Genomic DNA, 15,145 nt, shown 5'->3' on the forward strand with positions numbered 1-15,145 from the left:
CGTGAGACACCTCGTTGTTTTAGGTTTTCTGTTTTTACTCAGTGGTTGCGTGACCAACCAACTGCATTTTGCTCCGTACTCCACCCAGGCGGAGCTCGCCGCGATAAAAGCGCGTGTGATCCAGGCTGATGTTGTGCACGTTTCCGGCGGGGAGCGGTGCACACGTTGCTCGGAGTCGAGCAAGGTTGTGTGGCATGCGGCCAATTACAACGTCGGGCTCTATGAAGGCTTCGCCAACGTGCCGGTCGACGACTGGACCGAATTCACCCGGCAGTCGATAGGCGCGGTCCCGGGGTCGGCGCTGAAAACCGACGTTGAAATCGACCGAGTCTTTGTTAAAACCTTTAACTCACCAGACTATTACGCGTGTGAACTCAGGCTTTCAGTGGACATCGGCGGCGCTCGTTACGCGGGCCGCGCGCGTCTCAAGCTCAAGCAATCGGGGCAGAGCCTGGTAGGCCAGAGCGCTGCCACGCTTGATTCCGAGGTGCTCGGCACGGTGAGTCTGGGATTGAAAGCGGCCTATATGGATGCCGTGGATCAGTATAAAACCGTGCATTGATCCGTCGACACGGCGGGTAGCGACCCGGTGGCTCTGGGACGCAGAAAGAAATGAAGGGTGGGTGAGACCACAGAAGACCACCGCAAGTTGCCCATACGCGTGGCGTGGAATAACACCCTGCTGTTGGAGAACATCATGGACGGCTGGCTGCCAGAGAAAGACCCTCGTTGACCCGTCAGGGCGCGGCCCTGGAAGCATTTTTTTGCTGAGCAGCCGACGGGCAAAACGCCGCACATTCGATAAAACCAGACAATCCTTACAGGGCGTTTTGACGCCCATTGCTACCGTCGCCCCGGGCCTGCCACATCCCGTGGTGACGGCGATTGCCACGACCTTGAACAACAGGGCGTAGCACTTGGAATGCAAGGGAGTCGATTGTGCAAAAACGTTTGACCGCAGAGTTTCTAGGTACCTTCTGGCTGACGTTCGGCGGCTGTGGCAGCGCCATCCTGGCGGCGGCCTTTCCGGAACTGGGCATTGGTTTTGTTGGCGTTTCGCTGGCGTTTGGTCTCACCGTGCTGACGATGGCCTACGCGGTGGGCGGTATCTCTGGCGGGCACTTCAACCCGGCGGTGACCATCGGTTTATGGGCGGGGCGCCGTGTTCGCAGCGTTGATGTGCTGCCCTACATTGCGGTGCAGGTGTTCGGCGCGATGCTTGCCGCTGCGGCCTTGTACGAAATTGCCAGCGGGCAGCCGGATTTTGCGGTCGGCGGGTTTGCCGCCAACGGTTACGGTGCGCTCAGCCCAGGCAAGTTCGATATGCTTGCCGCCTTGCTGGCCGAAGTGATCGCCACGTTTTTCTTCGTTCTGATCATCATGCGCGTGACGGCGGCGGGTGCGGCGGCGGGCTTTGCGCCCATCGCCATCGGCCTGGCGCTGACCTTGATTCACCTGGTCCTGATCCCCGTCACCAACACCTCGGTCAACCCGGCCCGCAGCACCGGCCCGGCGCTGTTTGCAGGCGGCGAATACCTTTCGCAGCTCTGGCTGTTCTGGCTGGCGCCGATCGTCGGCGCAATACTCGGTGCACTGACCGCTCGCGCGCTGGGTGAACGCGACTGAAGGGTGCTCGGTGTCGAAGAACTTTTTGGTCGGCGGCGGGCCTATCTATAACGCCGCCGTTTGCCCATTTTCTTCGGAGCCCATCGCCGATGTCACGTTCATTGCTCAAACCCGCACTTTTCACCGGTATTTGCACCCTGATGCTCAGCCTTTCAAGCCAGGCCGCCAGCTTTGATTGCGCCAAGGCCAAGGCCGCTGACGAAATTGCCATCTGCGCCAACCGCAGCCTGAATGACCAGGACGTCACGATGGCGTTGCTCTACGACCTGAACAAGCACTTCATGGCCATGGGCGGGCGCGGCTCATTGATGGACGGGCAGGCGGACTGGCTCAAGCAGCGGCGCGCGTGTGGCGCGCGGCTGAGCTGCCTGAGTGATGCCTACACCCAACGGATTGGCATGTTGCGCGGGTTTATTGATGAGCGGGTGATGACGAAGGGGCCGTTCTGAATCACGTCGAACGCACAGCCTTTGAATGACGGCTGTGGCGAGGGCGCAGGCTCTCGCCACAGCAATCGGGCGTCCTGTTACAACGCCGCCAGCACCGCCTCCAACTTCTCCTGATCGCGCGCAAACTGCCGAATACCCTCGGCGAGTTTTTCCGTTGCCATGGCATCTTCATTCGACGCCCAGCGGAACTGCGCTTCGGTCAATTGCTGACGCACTTCACCTTCAGCGCCCGGCACCAATTTGCGCTCCAGCGTACCGTTGTCTTCATCGAGGTTGTGCAGCAAGTCGGGGCTGATGGTCAGGCGGTCACAACCTGCCAGTTGCTCGATCTGGCTGAGCGTGCGAAAGCTTGCGCCCATGACCACGGTCGGGATGGCGTTGGCCTTGTAGTAGTTGTAGATACGGGTGACCGATTGCACGCCCGGGTCTTCGGCGCCGGTGTAATCCAGGCCCGTGCTTTTGCGGTACCAGTCGTAGATGCGGCCTACGAATGGCGAGATCAAAAACACCCCGGCATCAGCGCACGCCACGGCCTGGGCGAAGGAGAACAGCAGTGTGAGGTTGGTCTGGATGCCGGCTTTTTCCAGGCGTTCGGCAGTGCGGATGCCTTCCCAGGTGGACGCCAGCTTGATCAGCACGCGCTCGCGGCCGATGCCGGCCTGGTCGTACAGGGCGATCAACTGGTTGGCCTTGGCCCACAGTGCGTCTTCGTCAAAGGACAACCGCGCGTCGACTTCAGTCGAGATGCGCCCTGGAATGACCTTGAGAATGCCCGCACCGACCGACACGGCGAAGTGATCGCAGGCCAGGCCGACGTCGCCCTTGGACAGGTTCACGGCAGTGCGCAGCAGCTCGGCGTATTCCGGGATGGCGGCGGCTTTGAGCAGTAACGACGGGTTGGTGGTGGCGTCGACCGGACGCAGGCGGCTGATGGCTTCCAGGTCGCCGGTGTCGCAGACCACGGTGGTGAATTGCTTGAGTTGTTCGAGCTTGGACGTCATGAGCGGCGGTCTCCAGGAAGTGGGATGTGGCGCAGCGCTGGGCGGCACGGGACACCCGTTGTACCACTTCCCGGGCGGCTTGTTTACCCGCGCGCCACGCCTTTACGCTTCTGGGAAGCCGACTTTCTGCGGCCAGCGGTTCTGGAAAACCTGCACATCCAGTTGTTTGAACAACCCTCCATGCGTAAACGGCTCGGCCGCCAGCCACGCCCTTACATGGGCTTCATCGTCAAAGTCCACCACCATCAGCGAACCCACGGGTTCGCCTTGGGCGCCGAGCAACGGCCCGGCAAACGCAATGCGTTCGGCAACCGTTGCCAGGTAGTCGCGATGGCTGGGCAGCAGCGCGGCGCGCTGCTCGGTCACGTTAGGTAGGTAGAGTGCATGGATGGCGAAAATCATGCGCGATGACCTGATCAGCAAAAGAGGAGAAGCCCTTTATGCGGCAACCCGTGGGGGTTGCCAAATGAAACTTTTCACGGCTGCCAGGTCTGCACATCCTGGGCATCCACCGCCTTGGGCAACAAGCCGGCCTTGAAGAAGGCATCGGCGATCTTCTGCTGCTCACCCAACTGTTCGACCGTGACCGGTTGCACCTCGTAACTGCGGTGCGCGTTGGCGGCTTCCACCGTGGCCACATCCAGGTTGCCCCACAGTGGGCCGAGTACTTTCGCCGCGTCCTGTGGGTTGGTTTTTACCCATTGACCGGCTTTTTCCAACTGCTCATACACACGTTTCAAGACCTCGGGATGCGCCTTGGCGTAAGGCGTGCCGGTCAGGTAATAGCGCTTGTAACTGGCAAGGCCTGCGCCGTCGGCCAGGGTGCGGGTCGGCAGTTGACGCTGCACGCTGGTGAGGAACGGTTCCCAGGTGACCCAGGCGTCAACCTTGTTGTTCTCAAAGGCCGCGCGACCATCGGCCGGCGACAGATAGGCCGGCTCGATATCCGAGAACGCCAAGCCGGCTTTGGCCAGTGCGGCGATGAGCAAATAGTGAGTGCCGGCGGCCTTGGTCACCGCGATTTTCTTGCCTTTCAAATCTGCCAGCTGCTGGATCGGCGAGTCCTTGCGCACCACGATGGCCTGGGCTGAAGGCGAGGGCGCTTCCTGGGCGAAGTAGGTGAGTTTGGCCTGGGCGGCCTGAGCGAAGATCGGCACGGTGTCGGCCACGTCTGCGCTGATGTCCACGTTGCCCACGTTCAATGCTTCGAGCAGCGGCAGGCCGCTGGGGAATTCATGCCAGCTCACGTCGATGTGGTCGGCCTTGAGGGCTTTTTCAAGCGTGCCCTGGGTTTTCAGCAGGGTGATCAGGGTCGAGGATTTCTGGTAACCGATGCGCACGGTTTCCTGAGCCTCGGCGCTCACCGCAACGCAAAAGGCCAGCAGCCCGAGGACAACGGCGAGGGGACGACGAATAGACATGGCGCGCTCGATCTTCAACGAAATAAGACCAAGCTTAAAGTTCTAAAAAGCATTCGATAAATACTCTTTCGGTCTGAGCTTAGGGCGCTTTTAACGCGCTCCGACGAATTGGGCATAACCATAGAATTATAGGGTTCTTTCATAATTACTCGCCCTTAATATAATCGAGCTCGCTTCTCTGCCAGGCTTTATGGGGTCTTTTGGCATAAGCAGCTTCCTTCAACTGACCTATGCCAAGGCCTTCCATGACGTTGAAACAACTGATCCTCGCCGCCAGCCTGCTGTTTGCCGCAGCGGCGGCCCACGCCGAGCAGACCCTGGACATCAGCTACCAGCGCTCGTCGACGCTGTGGATCCTGCTCAAGCAAAATGGCCAGCTCGAACAGCGCCTCAAGCCCTTGGGTTTCACCGTCAACTGGCATGAATTCAGCACCGGCCTGCTCAGTTCCTTGAACGCCGGCAGCGTCGATTTGCACGCAGACGTGGCTGACGCCTTTGCGCTGTTCACCCAGGCTGCCGATGCGCCGCTGACGTATTACGCCCAGGAAAACTCATCGCCCGGCGCCCAGGCGATCATCGTCCAGGACGCATCCCCGATCCACAGCATCGCCGACCTCAAGGGCAAGACCGTGGCCGTGTCCAAGGGCTCTGGCAGCAACTTTCTGCTGATCTCGGCGCTGCACAAAGCCGGCCTGACGCTGGCCGATATCACCCCGCGTTACCTTGAGGCGCCCGACGGTGGCGCTGCATTTTCAAATGGCAGCGTGGATGCCTGGGTGATCTGGGACCCGTTCTTCGCCACCCAGCAGCTTGAACATCACGTGCGTGTGATCGCCGATGGCAACGACGGCCTGGCCAACTACAACCGCTTCTACCTGGCGACCACACAATTTGCCAACGCGCACCCGGATGTGCTGCAAATCACCTTCGATACCCTGCGCGAGACCGGCCAATGGGTCAAAGCCCATCCCAGGCAAGCCGCTGACATCCTCGGGCCGCTGTGGGGCAACATCCCACCGGCCACGGTGGAGCGCGCCAATAGCCGGCGCAGCTACGACATCATCCCGGTCAAGCCGCAAAACCTTGCCGAACAGCAACGCATCGCCGACACCTACTACGCCGCCAAGCTGATTCCCAAGCCGCTGAACGTCTCCGATATCACCGTGTGGACCCCCAAACCATGAGCCGCCAGATCCATTTGTCAGCCTTCCTCCTGAGTGGGCCGGTGGTACACAGCCACGCCGTGTGGCGCCACCCCGAAACGCTCGGCAATTACCTCGACCCCGACTACTACTCGCGCATCGCCAAGGTGGTGGAGGAGGGCCTCTTCGACTTCCTGTTCTTCGCCGACCGCCTGGCCGTGGGCGACCAGATGGGCGGCTCGCGCGAGTTTGCCTTGCGCTACGGCGCCCAGGACGCCACGCGCCTGGACCCGCTGCCGATTCTCTCCTACCTGATAGGCCAGACCCGCAAGCTGGGCCTGGGCGCGACGCGCTCGACCACCTATTACGAACCGGCACACATCGCGCGCGAATTTGCCACCCTCGACCACCTGTCCAAGGGCCGCGCGGCGTGGAATATCGTCACGTCGATGAATGACAGCGAAGGGCGCCTGTTCGGCAAGGACAAGCACCTGGAACACGACCTGCGCTACGACCGCGCCGATGAGTTTGTCGAAGTCGCATTGAAGCTCTGGAACAGTTGGGGCAAGGACGCCCTCAAGCTGGACCGCGAACATGGCGTGCTCGCCGACCCGGCCTTGATCACGTCGGTGCAGCATCAGGGCGAGTGGTTCAAGGTCGAAGGCCCGCTGAATATCCCGCGCACGCCCCAGGGCCGTCCGGTATTGATTCAGGCCGGTTCGTCCGGGCGCGGACGGCGGTTTGGCGCGCGCTGGGCCGAGGCGATTTTCACCATTCACCCGCATTTGAACGCGATGCGCGCCTTTCGCGATGACGTGCGTGCCCAAGTGGTGCAGCAAGGGCGCGACGCCGACAGCTGCAAGGTGTTGACCGCGGTGATGCCATTTATTGGCGGCAGCGAGGCCGAAGCCCGTGCCAAGCGCGATCGGCACAACGCCCTGGCACGCCCTGAGCTGGGGCTGGTGACACTTGCTTCGCAGCTCAATGTGGACCTGTCGCCGTTCCCGCTGACGGCCACCCTGGCCGAGGTTGCCCGGTCGCCACTGATCCCTGCCGCTGCTGCGGAAAAGCTGTTGATGCAAGGGCCTGAAATCACCCTGGAACAACTCGGCCGCATTTTCGCCAGCAGCGTACGCGTGCCGCAACTGGTGGGCACTGGCGCGCAGATCGCCGACCAGTTGGCGGAGCTGTTCGAACAAGGCGGCTGCGACGGGTTTGTGATCTCACCGGGCTATCTGCCGGGTTCGTTCACTGAGTTTGTCGAGAGCGTGATTCCGCACTTGCAGCGCAAGGGGTTGTTTCGTACCGCCTATGCAGGCTCGACGCTGCGCGAGCACCTGGGGCTGGCTGATCTGGCGACCTGACACCGCCTCGATGTGGCGAGCGGCGCTGTCGTGCCGAGCGGGATTGTGTTCAGTGACCGGCCGGCCAAGGTTCAGGCGCAATTGACGATTGCACGGCCGTAGCCTCGGCATCGGGATGATGCATATCTGGTGGGGTTGCGGCAGGAGATATTTGGGTTGCTGGAGTTGGGCGGGCTGTCAGATCGAAGTCAAAAGCAAGATCAAAAGCAGACCACGGCGGCCTGGTAGCCGACCTGAGTGATAGAAGCAAAAAAGCACAGCAACACACTTCTATCTGATGCATAAAGATCCAAATGTGGGAGCGGGCTTGCTCGCGAAGGCGGTAGTTCAGTCAGCTCATGTGTCACTGACCCACCGCCTTCGCGAGCAAGCCCGCTCCCACAAGTTGACCGAGTTCAGCTGTCAGCACCGCACTACTTGGCTTTTCTGTGGGAGCTGGCTTGCCTGCGATGCAGGCACCTTGGTCTATCAGCGACACACAGGCGATGCCATCGCAGGCAAGCCAGCTCCCACCTTTGACCGAGTACAAACGACATCCATCTATCTGATTCACAGAAATCCAAATGTGGGAGCGGGCTTGCCCGCGAAGGCGGTGGTTCAGTCAGCTCATGTGTCACTGACCCACCGCCTTCGCGAGCAAGCCCGCTCCCACAATTTGACCGAGTTCAGCCGCCGCCACCACATTGCTTTGCTTTTCTGTGGGAGCTGGCTTGCCTGCGATGCAGACAACTCGGTGTATCAGGCACACCCAGTTGATGCCATCGCAGGCAACCCAGCTCCCACTTTTGACCGAGTACAAACGACAGCCATCTATCTGATTCACAGAAATCCAAATGTGGGAGCGGGCTTGCCCGCGAATGCGGTGGTTCAGTCAGCTCATGTGTCACTGGCAGGCCGCATTCGCGAGCAAGCCCGCTCCCACAATTTGACCGAGTTCAGCCGCCAGCACCGCATTGCTGTGCTTTTCTGTGAGAGCTGGCTTGCCTGCGATGCAGGCACCTTGGTCTATCAGGCATATCCAGTTGATGCCATCGCAGGCAAGCCAGCTCCCACATTTGATTGAGTTCAGCTTCCAGGATCAGGTCGGCTGTCAGGCCGCCTCGGCTTTGCTTTTGCTTCTACCACTCAGGTCGGCTACTAGGCCGCCGTGCTCTGCTTTTGATCTTGATCTGCCTTTGACTTTGATCTCAGGCGCCCCGTTAAACCACGCTGGCCGAACGCAGGTAGTACGGAGCGGGTAAACCGGCAGGACGCCGGTTTAGCCGCGACGGGGCAGGGACGCCCCGTCGCGGCGGCCCGCTCCGTAGTACCGGAGTGAGGGCACACCGAGCCCAGGCGAGGTGCTGAGTGGTGGGGCAAGAGCCCTTTGGTTACTTTGGGGCTTTTCCAAAGTGACCCGCCGTAAGGGCGGAACCCATCCCAGCCATCACCCAATAACGGATATTCCCCCTCCCTCCGATCCCCCAACACCCGAGCAAACACCCCATCCACAGGACTGCGCAACGCGTGCCCCGGATGGCAGTCGTGTTTGAAGCATCGGCCGGTGCCTGATCGCAATGCTTCAGCCGCGATAACGCAACGCTTCCACCAGCAACGCAAACGCCGGCGAGGCCTGGCGCCGGCTCGGGTAGTACAGGTGAAAGCCGGCAAACGGTGCGCACCAGTCATCCAACACCGCGATCAAGCGACCGTCCGCCAAGTACGGCGCCACCAGGTCCTGCGCAATGTAGCTCAGCCCAAAGCCATCCACGGCCGCCTTGAGCAACTGGTACACACCATTGAAAGTCACCTGGCCGGACACGCGCACATTCAGGCTTTCCGAGGCTTTGCGAAACTCCCATGCATACAAGCCGCCATTGGTAGGCAGGCGCAGGTTGTTGCATGCGTGGCCCGTGAGGTCGCGCGGCGTCGTCGGCCGTGGTCGGTTGGCAAAGTACGCCGGCGAACCCACGACGCGCATGCGCATGTCCGGCCCGATGCGGGTGGCGATCATGCCGTCGGCCACATCTTCGCCCAGGCGCACCCCGGCGTCGAAACCCTGGGCGGCGATGTCGACAAAGCCGTAGTCGCAGCAGACTTCGACGGCGATGTCGGGGTATTGCGCCAGAAACGGTTTGAGCACCGGCCAGAGGATGTGCTCCAGCGCATGGTCCATGGCGTTGATGCGAATCGTGCCGGAAGGCGTGTCGCGCAAATGGCTCAGGCCTTCCAGACCAATCTGGATTTCATCGAAGTGCGGCCCGACAGTGTCGATCAGGTGCTGGCCTGCTTGTGTGGGCGACACGCTGCGCGTGGTGCGCGTGAGCAAGCGCAGCCCCAGACGGGCTTCGAGCGCCCGGATCGTATGGCTCAGCGCCGACTGTGACACCCCAAGTTTGGCCGCCGCCTTGGTAAAGCTGCGCGCACGCGCCACAGCCAGAAAGGCGAGCAGGTCATTGGCATTTTCCCTGAGCATTAGTGAGTCACTCTCATAAGTATATTCAGATTCTAGCGACTAATTATCTCAATGGCGTGCTGTTAGATTGAACCAACCCTTGAATTCAGCCGTTAAACAGGTGAACCCGCATGCTCAAACGCACACTCGGCAACAGCTCGCTTGAAGTCTCGGCCGTGGGCCTGGGCTGCATGGGCATGAGTTTCGGCTATGGCGCCCCGGCCGACGCCCAGCAGATGATCGCGCTGCTGCGCGGCGCGGTGGAACAAGGCGTGACCTTCTTCGATACAGCCGAAGTCTACGGCCCGTTCACCAACGAGGCGTTGCTGGGCGAAGCGCTCGCGCCGTTGCGCGATCAGGTGGTAATCGCGACTAAATTCGGTTTCGCGCTCGACCCCTCCAGCAACGGGAAAGGGGCGGGCCTCAACAGCCGCCCCGAGCATATTCGCCTCGTAGCGGAAGCCTCGCTCAAACGCCTTAAAACCGATGTGATCGACCTGTTCTACCAACATCGGGTGGACCCCAACGTGCCCATCGAAGACGTGGCCGGTGCCGTGAAGGACTTGATCCAGGAAGGCAAGGTCAAGCATTTCGGGCTGTCGGAGGCGGGCGCGGCGACCATTCGCCGGGCTCACGCGGTGCAGCCGGTGACGGCCCTGCAAAGTGAATATTCGCTGTGGTGGCGCAAGCCTGAAACCGAAATCCTGCCATTGCTCGAAGAGCTGGGGATTGGCCTGGTGCCTTACAGCCCACTGGGCAAAGGGTTTCTGACCGGCAAATTCGACAGCCAAAGCACGTTTGACAGCAGTGATTTTCGCAGCAGCCTGCCACGTTTTACCCCGCAAGCCCTAAAGGCCAACCAGGCGCTGGTGGCGTTGTTGCGTGAGGTCGGGCAGCGCAAAAATGCCACGCCATCACAGATCGCCCTGGCCTGGTTATTGGCGCAAAAGCCGTGGATTGTGCCGATTCCGGGCACCACCAAAGCCGCGCGTCTGAGCGAAAACCTGGGGGCGGTGCAACTGCAACTGAGTGCACAAGAGCTTCAGGACCTGGACGTGGCCGCGTCCAGCATTCAGGTGGAGGGCGAGCGCTATCCCGAAGCCCTGGAAAAGATGACCGGCCTATGAAAACCCTCGTCGCCGCAGCGCTGTCGCTGTCATTGCTTGCCCAAGAAACCCGCGCACAGGAGACCCCAATGCTCACCATCACCCCGAATGGCTCGCAACCTTCAGCCCAAGGCCCGGCCGACTGGTTCACCGGCACCGTGCGCGTCGACGCACCCTTCAAAGGCACCGACGCCGCGCCCGTCAGTGGTGCCACGGTGACCTTCGAACCGGGCGCACGCACCGCCTGGCATACCCACCCTTTGGGACAGACGTTGATCGTCACCGCCGGTGCCGGGCTGGTGCAGGAATGGGGCCAGCCGGTGCGTGCCATCCGCCCCGGCGACACCGTGTGGATCGCCCCCGGCGTCAAGCATTGGCATGGCGCGACGCCGACTACTGCAATGACCCATATCGCGATTGCCGAAGTACTGGATGGCAAGGTGGTGGATTGGCTGGAACAGGTCAGTGATGGGCAGTACGCGCCGGCGCTGTGAGGTTAAACCTGCTCTGCTTCACGCAGCTGCGCACTCATGTCATCACAACTGCTCGCCCAGTCGCTCAGCCACTGCGGCATTGGCGGCGATTGCTCGGCCAACCCCAGCTCCCGCACAACATCTGCCGGGGGCAGGGTGCCTTTGGCTGAGCGAAACAGCCCGCGCATCACCACCACGCCCACCACCCGGCCCTTGCTGACGAAACGGTGCTCCATCAGGCTCCACTTGTGGTCCCAGCCGAGCATTCGGGTGTGCACCTCGAAGACTTCGAACAACTTCAGTTCGCGGCGAAACTTGCCCCAGGTATCGCCCACGATCGGCAGCGCTTTGTTACGCAAGGCCACGCGAAATGCGCCGGTACGCAGTACAAAATCCATCCGCGCCACATCGGCCAGGGAGAAATACCGGCCATTGGTGACATGCCGGTTCAAATCCAGGTCCAGGGGCCACACGCGCATGCGCACCACAGTGGTCTCCAGACCATGGGCCGGTTTGCGCCAGGGGCGACGGGACAGCATGTACAGCAATCGAAACCAGAGATTCATAAACGCGCCAGACAGTTGATCAGTGGCAGCACTGTACGGGCGAGGAATCGGCTAAGGTAGGTGCGCAAATGACTTATTACATGCGAAAAGCGCAAACAGGTTCCTTTATGCACATCACTTTACTCCTGGCCGATCAATGCTCCGCCGCCAGCGCCACCCTGGCGCTGGAGATGCTCAGCGCAGCCAACCTATTTGCCGAGCGCGCGCCATTCGAGATCGTCGTCGCGTCCCTGGATGGCCAGGCCGTGGACGCCTGGGGCGGGCAGCGTTTACAGGTGATGTGCTCGGCTGCCCAGGTTCTTCAAACCGACCTGATTCTGATCCCCGGCTTCCTTTTTACCCTTAAAGAGGCCTTGCCGAGCTTTCCCGCCTACGGGCTCTGGTTACGCCAACAGCACGCCCAAGGGGCAGTGCTGGCGTCGATGTGCACGGCGGCGTTTCTGCTGGCCGAGACCGGCATGTTGCAGGGCCTGCGCGCCACCACCCACTGGGCGTTTGCCGAGTTTTTCCGGCGCCGTTACGCAGACGTGGTGCTGGATGATACGCAGATCCTCTGCGAAGAAAACCGCGTGATCACCTGCGGTGGCGCCAGTGCCGCGATGGACCTGATGTTGCACCTGATCCGCCGTTTCGGTTCACCGGAGCTGGCGCATACCTGCGGCAAGTACTTGTTGATCGACAACGTGCGCACCGAACAGTCGGTGTACGCCATGTGGTCGTTGCCCAAGAGCCACGGCGACGGCGAGGTCCTGCGGGTGCAACATTGGCTGGAGCAACAGTTTGCCCAGCCGTTGGTCATCGATGACGTGGCCCGGCGCTTCGGTTTTGGCGTGCGTAATTTCAAGCGGCGGTTCAAGGAAGCGACGGGGTATACGCCTATCGCCTATGTGCAAACCCTGCGCCTGGAGCGCGCCAAGCAGATGCTGGAGTCAACGCGCATGACCCTCGAAAGCATCACCTACGCGGTAGGGTATGAAGACAGCAATTCGTTTCGCCGCCTGTTCCAGCAGCGCGTGGGGATGCTCCCGGCGGCGTATCGCAAGAAATTCCTCGCCACCGCCGGCTGATTCAGCGCCGCAGCTGCGCTTCACCTTCGATGCATGCCACCAGAAACTCCATCACCATCTTTACCGACGGCGAGCGACGCATATCCGGGTACACCGTCAGCCAGATATCACGGACCGGCCCGTCGCCGGGCGTCGGCAACCTGGCCAGCAGCGGATCGTGGTCGCCCACCAATGTTGGCAACACCACTGCGCCGACGTGCGCGCGTGCGGCCATCTGTTGAGTGATCAACTCGCTGGCCGCAAACACGATCGGGCGTTGGCCGCGCAGTTGGTGCAGCCATGCCTGTTGCGGCAAGTGATCACGGCTGCTGTCGTAGGCGATGAAGGTCCATTGGGCGGCAGGCAGCTGCGTGAACCCGGGCGCGCCATAAAGACCGAAGCGCACCACGCCGACCTTGCGGCGCACCAGCGCCTCTTCGTCGGGGCGCACCGTGCGCAGTGCGATATCGGCCTCGCCCTTGTCGAGCGCAGCCAGTTGAGTGGACGGTATCAGCACCAGATTCAGCTGCGGGTACTGGGCCCGCAACCGCGCTATGTGAGGCGCAATGCAGTGGTTGGCGATGGACGGCGGGCAGCTGACCCGCACCGTCCCGGCCAGTTCGATGGAAGCTACCCGCGACAGGCGCAGCACGTCGGTGGCCATCTCGCCCATGCCCGCGGCCAGCTCGGCCAGCGCCAGGCCTTGAGCCGTGAGCGGCCGGCTGCGTGGCAGGCGGTCTACCAGTTTTACGCCGAGGGCTTTTTCCAGCGCATCGACGCGGCGCCCGACGGTGGCGTGTTCCACCTGCAACTCGCGGGCGGCCGCCGACAGCGACTGGGTGCGGGCCAGAACGGTGAAGTAATACAGATCCTGCCAATCGAACATCGGGTTATTTCCGCACAGAGGCTGGGAGGTGTTGGGGAATATTCGTACCGAGCGTGCCCTTTTACCATGGCCGTTTCCCAGTGCACACGGAGTTGTTCCCCGATGAAAGCCATCACCCTGCAAGCCTACGGCGGTCCCGAAGTTGCCCAATTGCGCCACGACGTTGAAAAACCCCAGGCCACACCGGGGCATGTGCTGGTCAAGGTGGCCTGCGCCGGGATCAATTTCATGGACATTCATACCCGCCAGGGCAAATACGCACACTCTTCGACGTACCCGGTGCGCCTGCCGTGCACCTTGGGCATGGAAGGCGCCGGCGTGGTGGTTGAAGTCGGTCCGGGCGTCAGCCACCTGGCTGTGGGCGACCGCGTGGCCTGGTGCATCGCCTGGGGCGCGTATGCCGAGTATGCGAATGTGCCTGTCGAGAAAATTGCGCAGATCCCGAGCGCAATCAGCTTCGATCAGGCCGCTGCGGCGATGTTTCAGGGCTGCACCGCGCACTACCTGATTGACGATGTGGCCCGTTTGCAGGCGGGCAGTACCTGCCTGGTTCATGCCGCGTCCGGCAGCATCGGCCAATTGCTGGTGCAGATGGCGCGTCGGTTGGGGGCAACGGTATTGACCACCGCCAGCACCGTCGATAAATGTGCGATTGCCTTGCAGCAGGGCGCCCATCAAGCCTGGACCTATGACCGATTTGCCGATCAGGTACGGCAAGCCACGGGCGGGCGAGGGGTGGATGTGGTGTTTGATTGCGTCGGCAAAAACACCTTGCGTGAGAGTTTTCGCGCCTGTCGCACGCGCGGTTTGATCGTCAACTACGGCAATGTCTCGGGCTCGCTGACAGACCTGGACCCGATGGAATTGGGGGAGGCGGGCTCGTTGTTCCTGACGCGCCCACGGCTGGCTGACCACATGGCCAATGGCGCGACTGTGCAACGGCGTGCCAACGCCGTGTTCGCGGCAATGTTGGAAGGGACGCTGACAGTGGACATCGAAGGGCATTACAGCCTGGAGACGGTGCAGCAGGTCCATGCACGTATCGAGGCACGTCAGCAGATCGGCAAGGCGGTACTGTGGGTGGACCGCGAGCTGCATTAACCGCAGGCGAAAAAAAACCGGCTGATCAGGCCGGTTTGGGGTGCCCCGCGAACAGTGCGGGGTTACGCGTTGTGCCCTTGCAGACGATCCGCACCGCCTTCAGCCAGACCGCGTTCCTGCAGACGATCCGCACCGCCTTCAGCCAGACCGCGTTCCTGCAAGCGATCCGCACCGCCTTCAGCCAGTCCGCGTTCCTGCAGACGATCCGCGCCGCCTTCAGCCAGGCCACGTTCCTGCAAGCGATCCGCACCGCCCTCAGCCAGGCCGCGTTCCTGCAAGCGATCCGCACCGCCTTCAGCCAGTCCGCGTTCCTGCAGGCGATCCGCACCGCCTTCAGCAACACGACGGTCCAGCAGACGGTCAGAACCGCCTTCGGCTACGGAGTTACCTTGCAGGCGATCCGCGCCACCTGCAGCGACAACCGGGTGAGCAAAAGCGTTTGCAGCGAGTACCGAGAAAGCGAGGCTAAGCAAGAGTTGGCGTTTCATGGTGGTGTGCTCCGAGTGTTCTAGTTGGGTGCCGTTTGGCAT

General features: G+C 61.6%; 17 protein-coding genes. 10 read left to right on the forward strand and 7 right to left on the reverse strand.

Annotated features, from left to right (window positions below; translation table 11 throughout):
• The first annotated feature begins 1 nt into the window (after position 1).
• The 3 genes from C4J83_RS11350 to C4J83_RS11360 all read left to right on the forward strand — a co-directional run bounded on the left by C4J83_RS11350 (position 2) and on the right by C4J83_RS11360 (position 2,075).
• Complete coding sequence (locus tag C4J83_RS11350; protein WP_124417055.1) at positions 2-562, forward strand: hypothetical protein; 561 nt, start codon at positions 2-4, stop codon at positions 560-562.
• A 377-nt stretch (positions 563-939) separates the two neighbouring features.
• The gene (gene aqpZ, locus C4J83_RS11355) at positions 940-1,626 is read left to right on the forward strand and encodes an aquaporin Z (protein WP_106580645.1); all 687 of its coding nucleotides are present in this window, start codon (positions 940-942) and stop codon (positions 1,624-1,626) included.
• An 89-nt stretch (positions 1,627-1,715) separates the two neighbouring features.
• The gene (locus C4J83_RS11360; RefSeq protein ID WP_164487921.1) at positions 1,716-2,075 is read left to right on the forward strand and encodes a lysozyme inhibitor LprI family protein; all 360 of its coding nucleotides are present in this window, start codon (positions 1,716-1,718) and stop codon (positions 2,073-2,075) included.
• Between the two features lie 77 nt (positions 2,076-2,152).
• On the opposite strand, the gene tal is transcribed toward C4J83_RS11360, so the two are convergent.
• The 3 genes from tal to C4J83_RS11375 all read right to left on the reverse strand — a co-directional run bounded on the left by tal (position 2,153) and on the right by C4J83_RS11375 (position 4,497).
• Positions 2,153-3,076, reverse strand: coding sequence for a transaldolase (gene tal / locus C4J83_RS11365; protein WP_124417056.1), 924 nt, complete (start codon positions 3,074-3,076; stop codon positions 2,153-2,155).
• Positions 3,077-3,178: 102 nt separating this feature from the next.
• On the reverse strand, positions 3,179-3,478 hold the full coding sequence (locus C4J83_RS11370; protein ID WP_124417057.1) for a YciI family protein: 300 nt from the start codon (positions 3,476-3,478) through the stop codon (positions 3,179-3,181).
• Between the two features lie 74 nt (positions 3,479-3,552).
• Complete coding sequence (locus C4J83_RS11375; protein ID WP_119735799.1) at positions 3,553-4,497, reverse strand: aliphatic sulfonate ABC transporter substrate-binding protein; 945 nt, start codon at positions 4,495-4,497, stop codon at positions 3,553-3,555.
• Between the two features lie 245 nt (positions 4,498-4,742).
• Between C4J83_RS11375 and C4J83_RS11380 the strand changes: the two genes are divergently transcribed.
• The 3 genes from C4J83_RS11380 (at position 4,743) to C4J83_RS11395 (ending at position 8,066) form a co-directional block, all read left to right on the forward strand.
• Positions 4,743-5,681, forward strand: a complete 939-nt coding sequence (locus C4J83_RS11380) for an aliphatic sulfonate ABC transporter substrate-binding protein (RefSeq protein ID WP_124417058.1) — start codon at positions 4,743-4,745, stop codon at positions 5,679-5,681.
• Positions 5,678-7,003, forward strand: coding sequence for an LLM class flavin-dependent oxidoreductase (locus tag C4J83_RS11385; protein WP_106580651.1), 1,326 nt, complete (start codon positions 5,678-5,680; stop codon positions 7,001-7,003). The genes C4J83_RS11380 and C4J83_RS11385 overlap by 4 nt, the downstream gene beginning before the upstream one ends.
• Positions 7,004-7,310: 307 nt before the next feature.
• Positions 7,311-8,066 carry a hypothetical protein gene (locus C4J83_RS11395; RefSeq protein WP_124417059.1) on the forward strand — a complete coding sequence of 252 codons (756 nt, stop codon included), beginning with the start codon at positions 7,311-7,313 and terminating at the stop codon, positions 8,064-8,066.
• Between the two features lie 498 nt (positions 8,067-8,564).
• Here the strand turns inward: C4J83_RS11395 and C4J83_RS11405 are convergent, their stop codons facing one another.
• Positions 8,565-9,458, reverse strand: coding sequence for a LysR family transcriptional regulator (locus C4J83_RS11405; RefSeq protein ID WP_124417061.1), 894 nt, complete (start codon positions 9,456-9,458; stop codon positions 8,565-8,567).
• A gap of 110 nt (positions 9,459-9,568) precedes the next feature.
• Between C4J83_RS11405 and C4J83_RS11410 the strand changes: the two genes are divergently transcribed.
• Positions 9,569-10,564, forward strand: a complete 996-nt coding sequence (locus tag C4J83_RS11410) for an aldo/keto reductase (protein ID WP_124417062.1) — start codon at positions 9,569-9,571, stop codon at positions 10,562-10,564.
• Complete coding sequence (locus tag C4J83_RS11415; RefSeq protein ID WP_124417063.1) at positions 10,561-11,037, forward strand: (R)-mandelonitrile lyase; 477 nt, start codon at positions 10,561-10,563, stop codon at positions 11,035-11,037. Before C4J83_RS11410 ends, C4J83_RS11415 begins: the two co-directional genes overlap by 4 nt.
• A gap of 2 nt (positions 11,038-11,039) precedes the next feature.
• On the opposite strand, the gene C4J83_RS11420 is transcribed toward C4J83_RS11415, so the two are convergent.
• Positions 11,040-11,582, reverse strand: coding sequence for an acyl-CoA thioesterase (locus C4J83_RS11420; RefSeq protein WP_124417064.1), 543 nt, complete (start codon positions 11,580-11,582; stop codon positions 11,040-11,042).
• A gap of 107 nt (positions 11,583-11,689) precedes the next feature.
• On the opposite strand from C4J83_RS11420, the gene C4J83_RS11425 reads away from it, so the two are divergent.
• A complete protein-coding gene (locus C4J83_RS11425) occupies positions 11,690-12,649 on the forward strand; it encodes a GlxA family transcriptional regulator (RefSeq protein ID WP_124417065.1) in 960 nt (319 codons plus the stop codon).
• A gap of 1 nt (position 12,650) precedes the next feature.
• On the opposite strand, the gene C4J83_RS11430 is transcribed toward C4J83_RS11425, so the two are convergent.
• Positions 12,651-13,514, reverse strand: a complete 864-nt coding sequence (locus C4J83_RS11430; RefSeq protein ID WP_124417066.1) for a LysR family transcriptional regulator — start codon at positions 13,512-13,514, stop codon at positions 12,651-12,653.
• A gap of 102 nt (positions 13,515-13,616) precedes the next feature.
• On the opposite strand from C4J83_RS11430, the gene C4J83_RS11435 reads away from it, so the two are divergent.
• Positions 13,617-14,615, forward strand: coding sequence for a quinone oxidoreductase family protein (locus C4J83_RS11435; protein ID WP_124417067.1), 999 nt, complete (start codon positions 13,617-13,619; stop codon positions 14,613-14,615).
• Positions 14,616-14,677: 62 nt separating this feature from the next.
• Here the strand turns inward: C4J83_RS11435 and C4J83_RS30925 are convergent, their stop codons facing one another.
• Positions 14,678-15,103, reverse strand: coding sequence for a hypothetical protein (locus tag C4J83_RS30925; protein ID WP_124417068.1), 426 nt, complete (start codon positions 15,101-15,103; stop codon positions 14,678-14,680).
• Positions 15,104-15,145 lie beyond the last annotated feature (42 nt).

The sequence above is a fragment of the Pseudomonas sp. LBUM920 genome, assembly GCF_003852315.1.
GTDB lineage: Bacteria > Pseudomonadota > Gammaproteobacteria > Pseudomonadales > Pseudomonadaceae > Aquipseudomonas.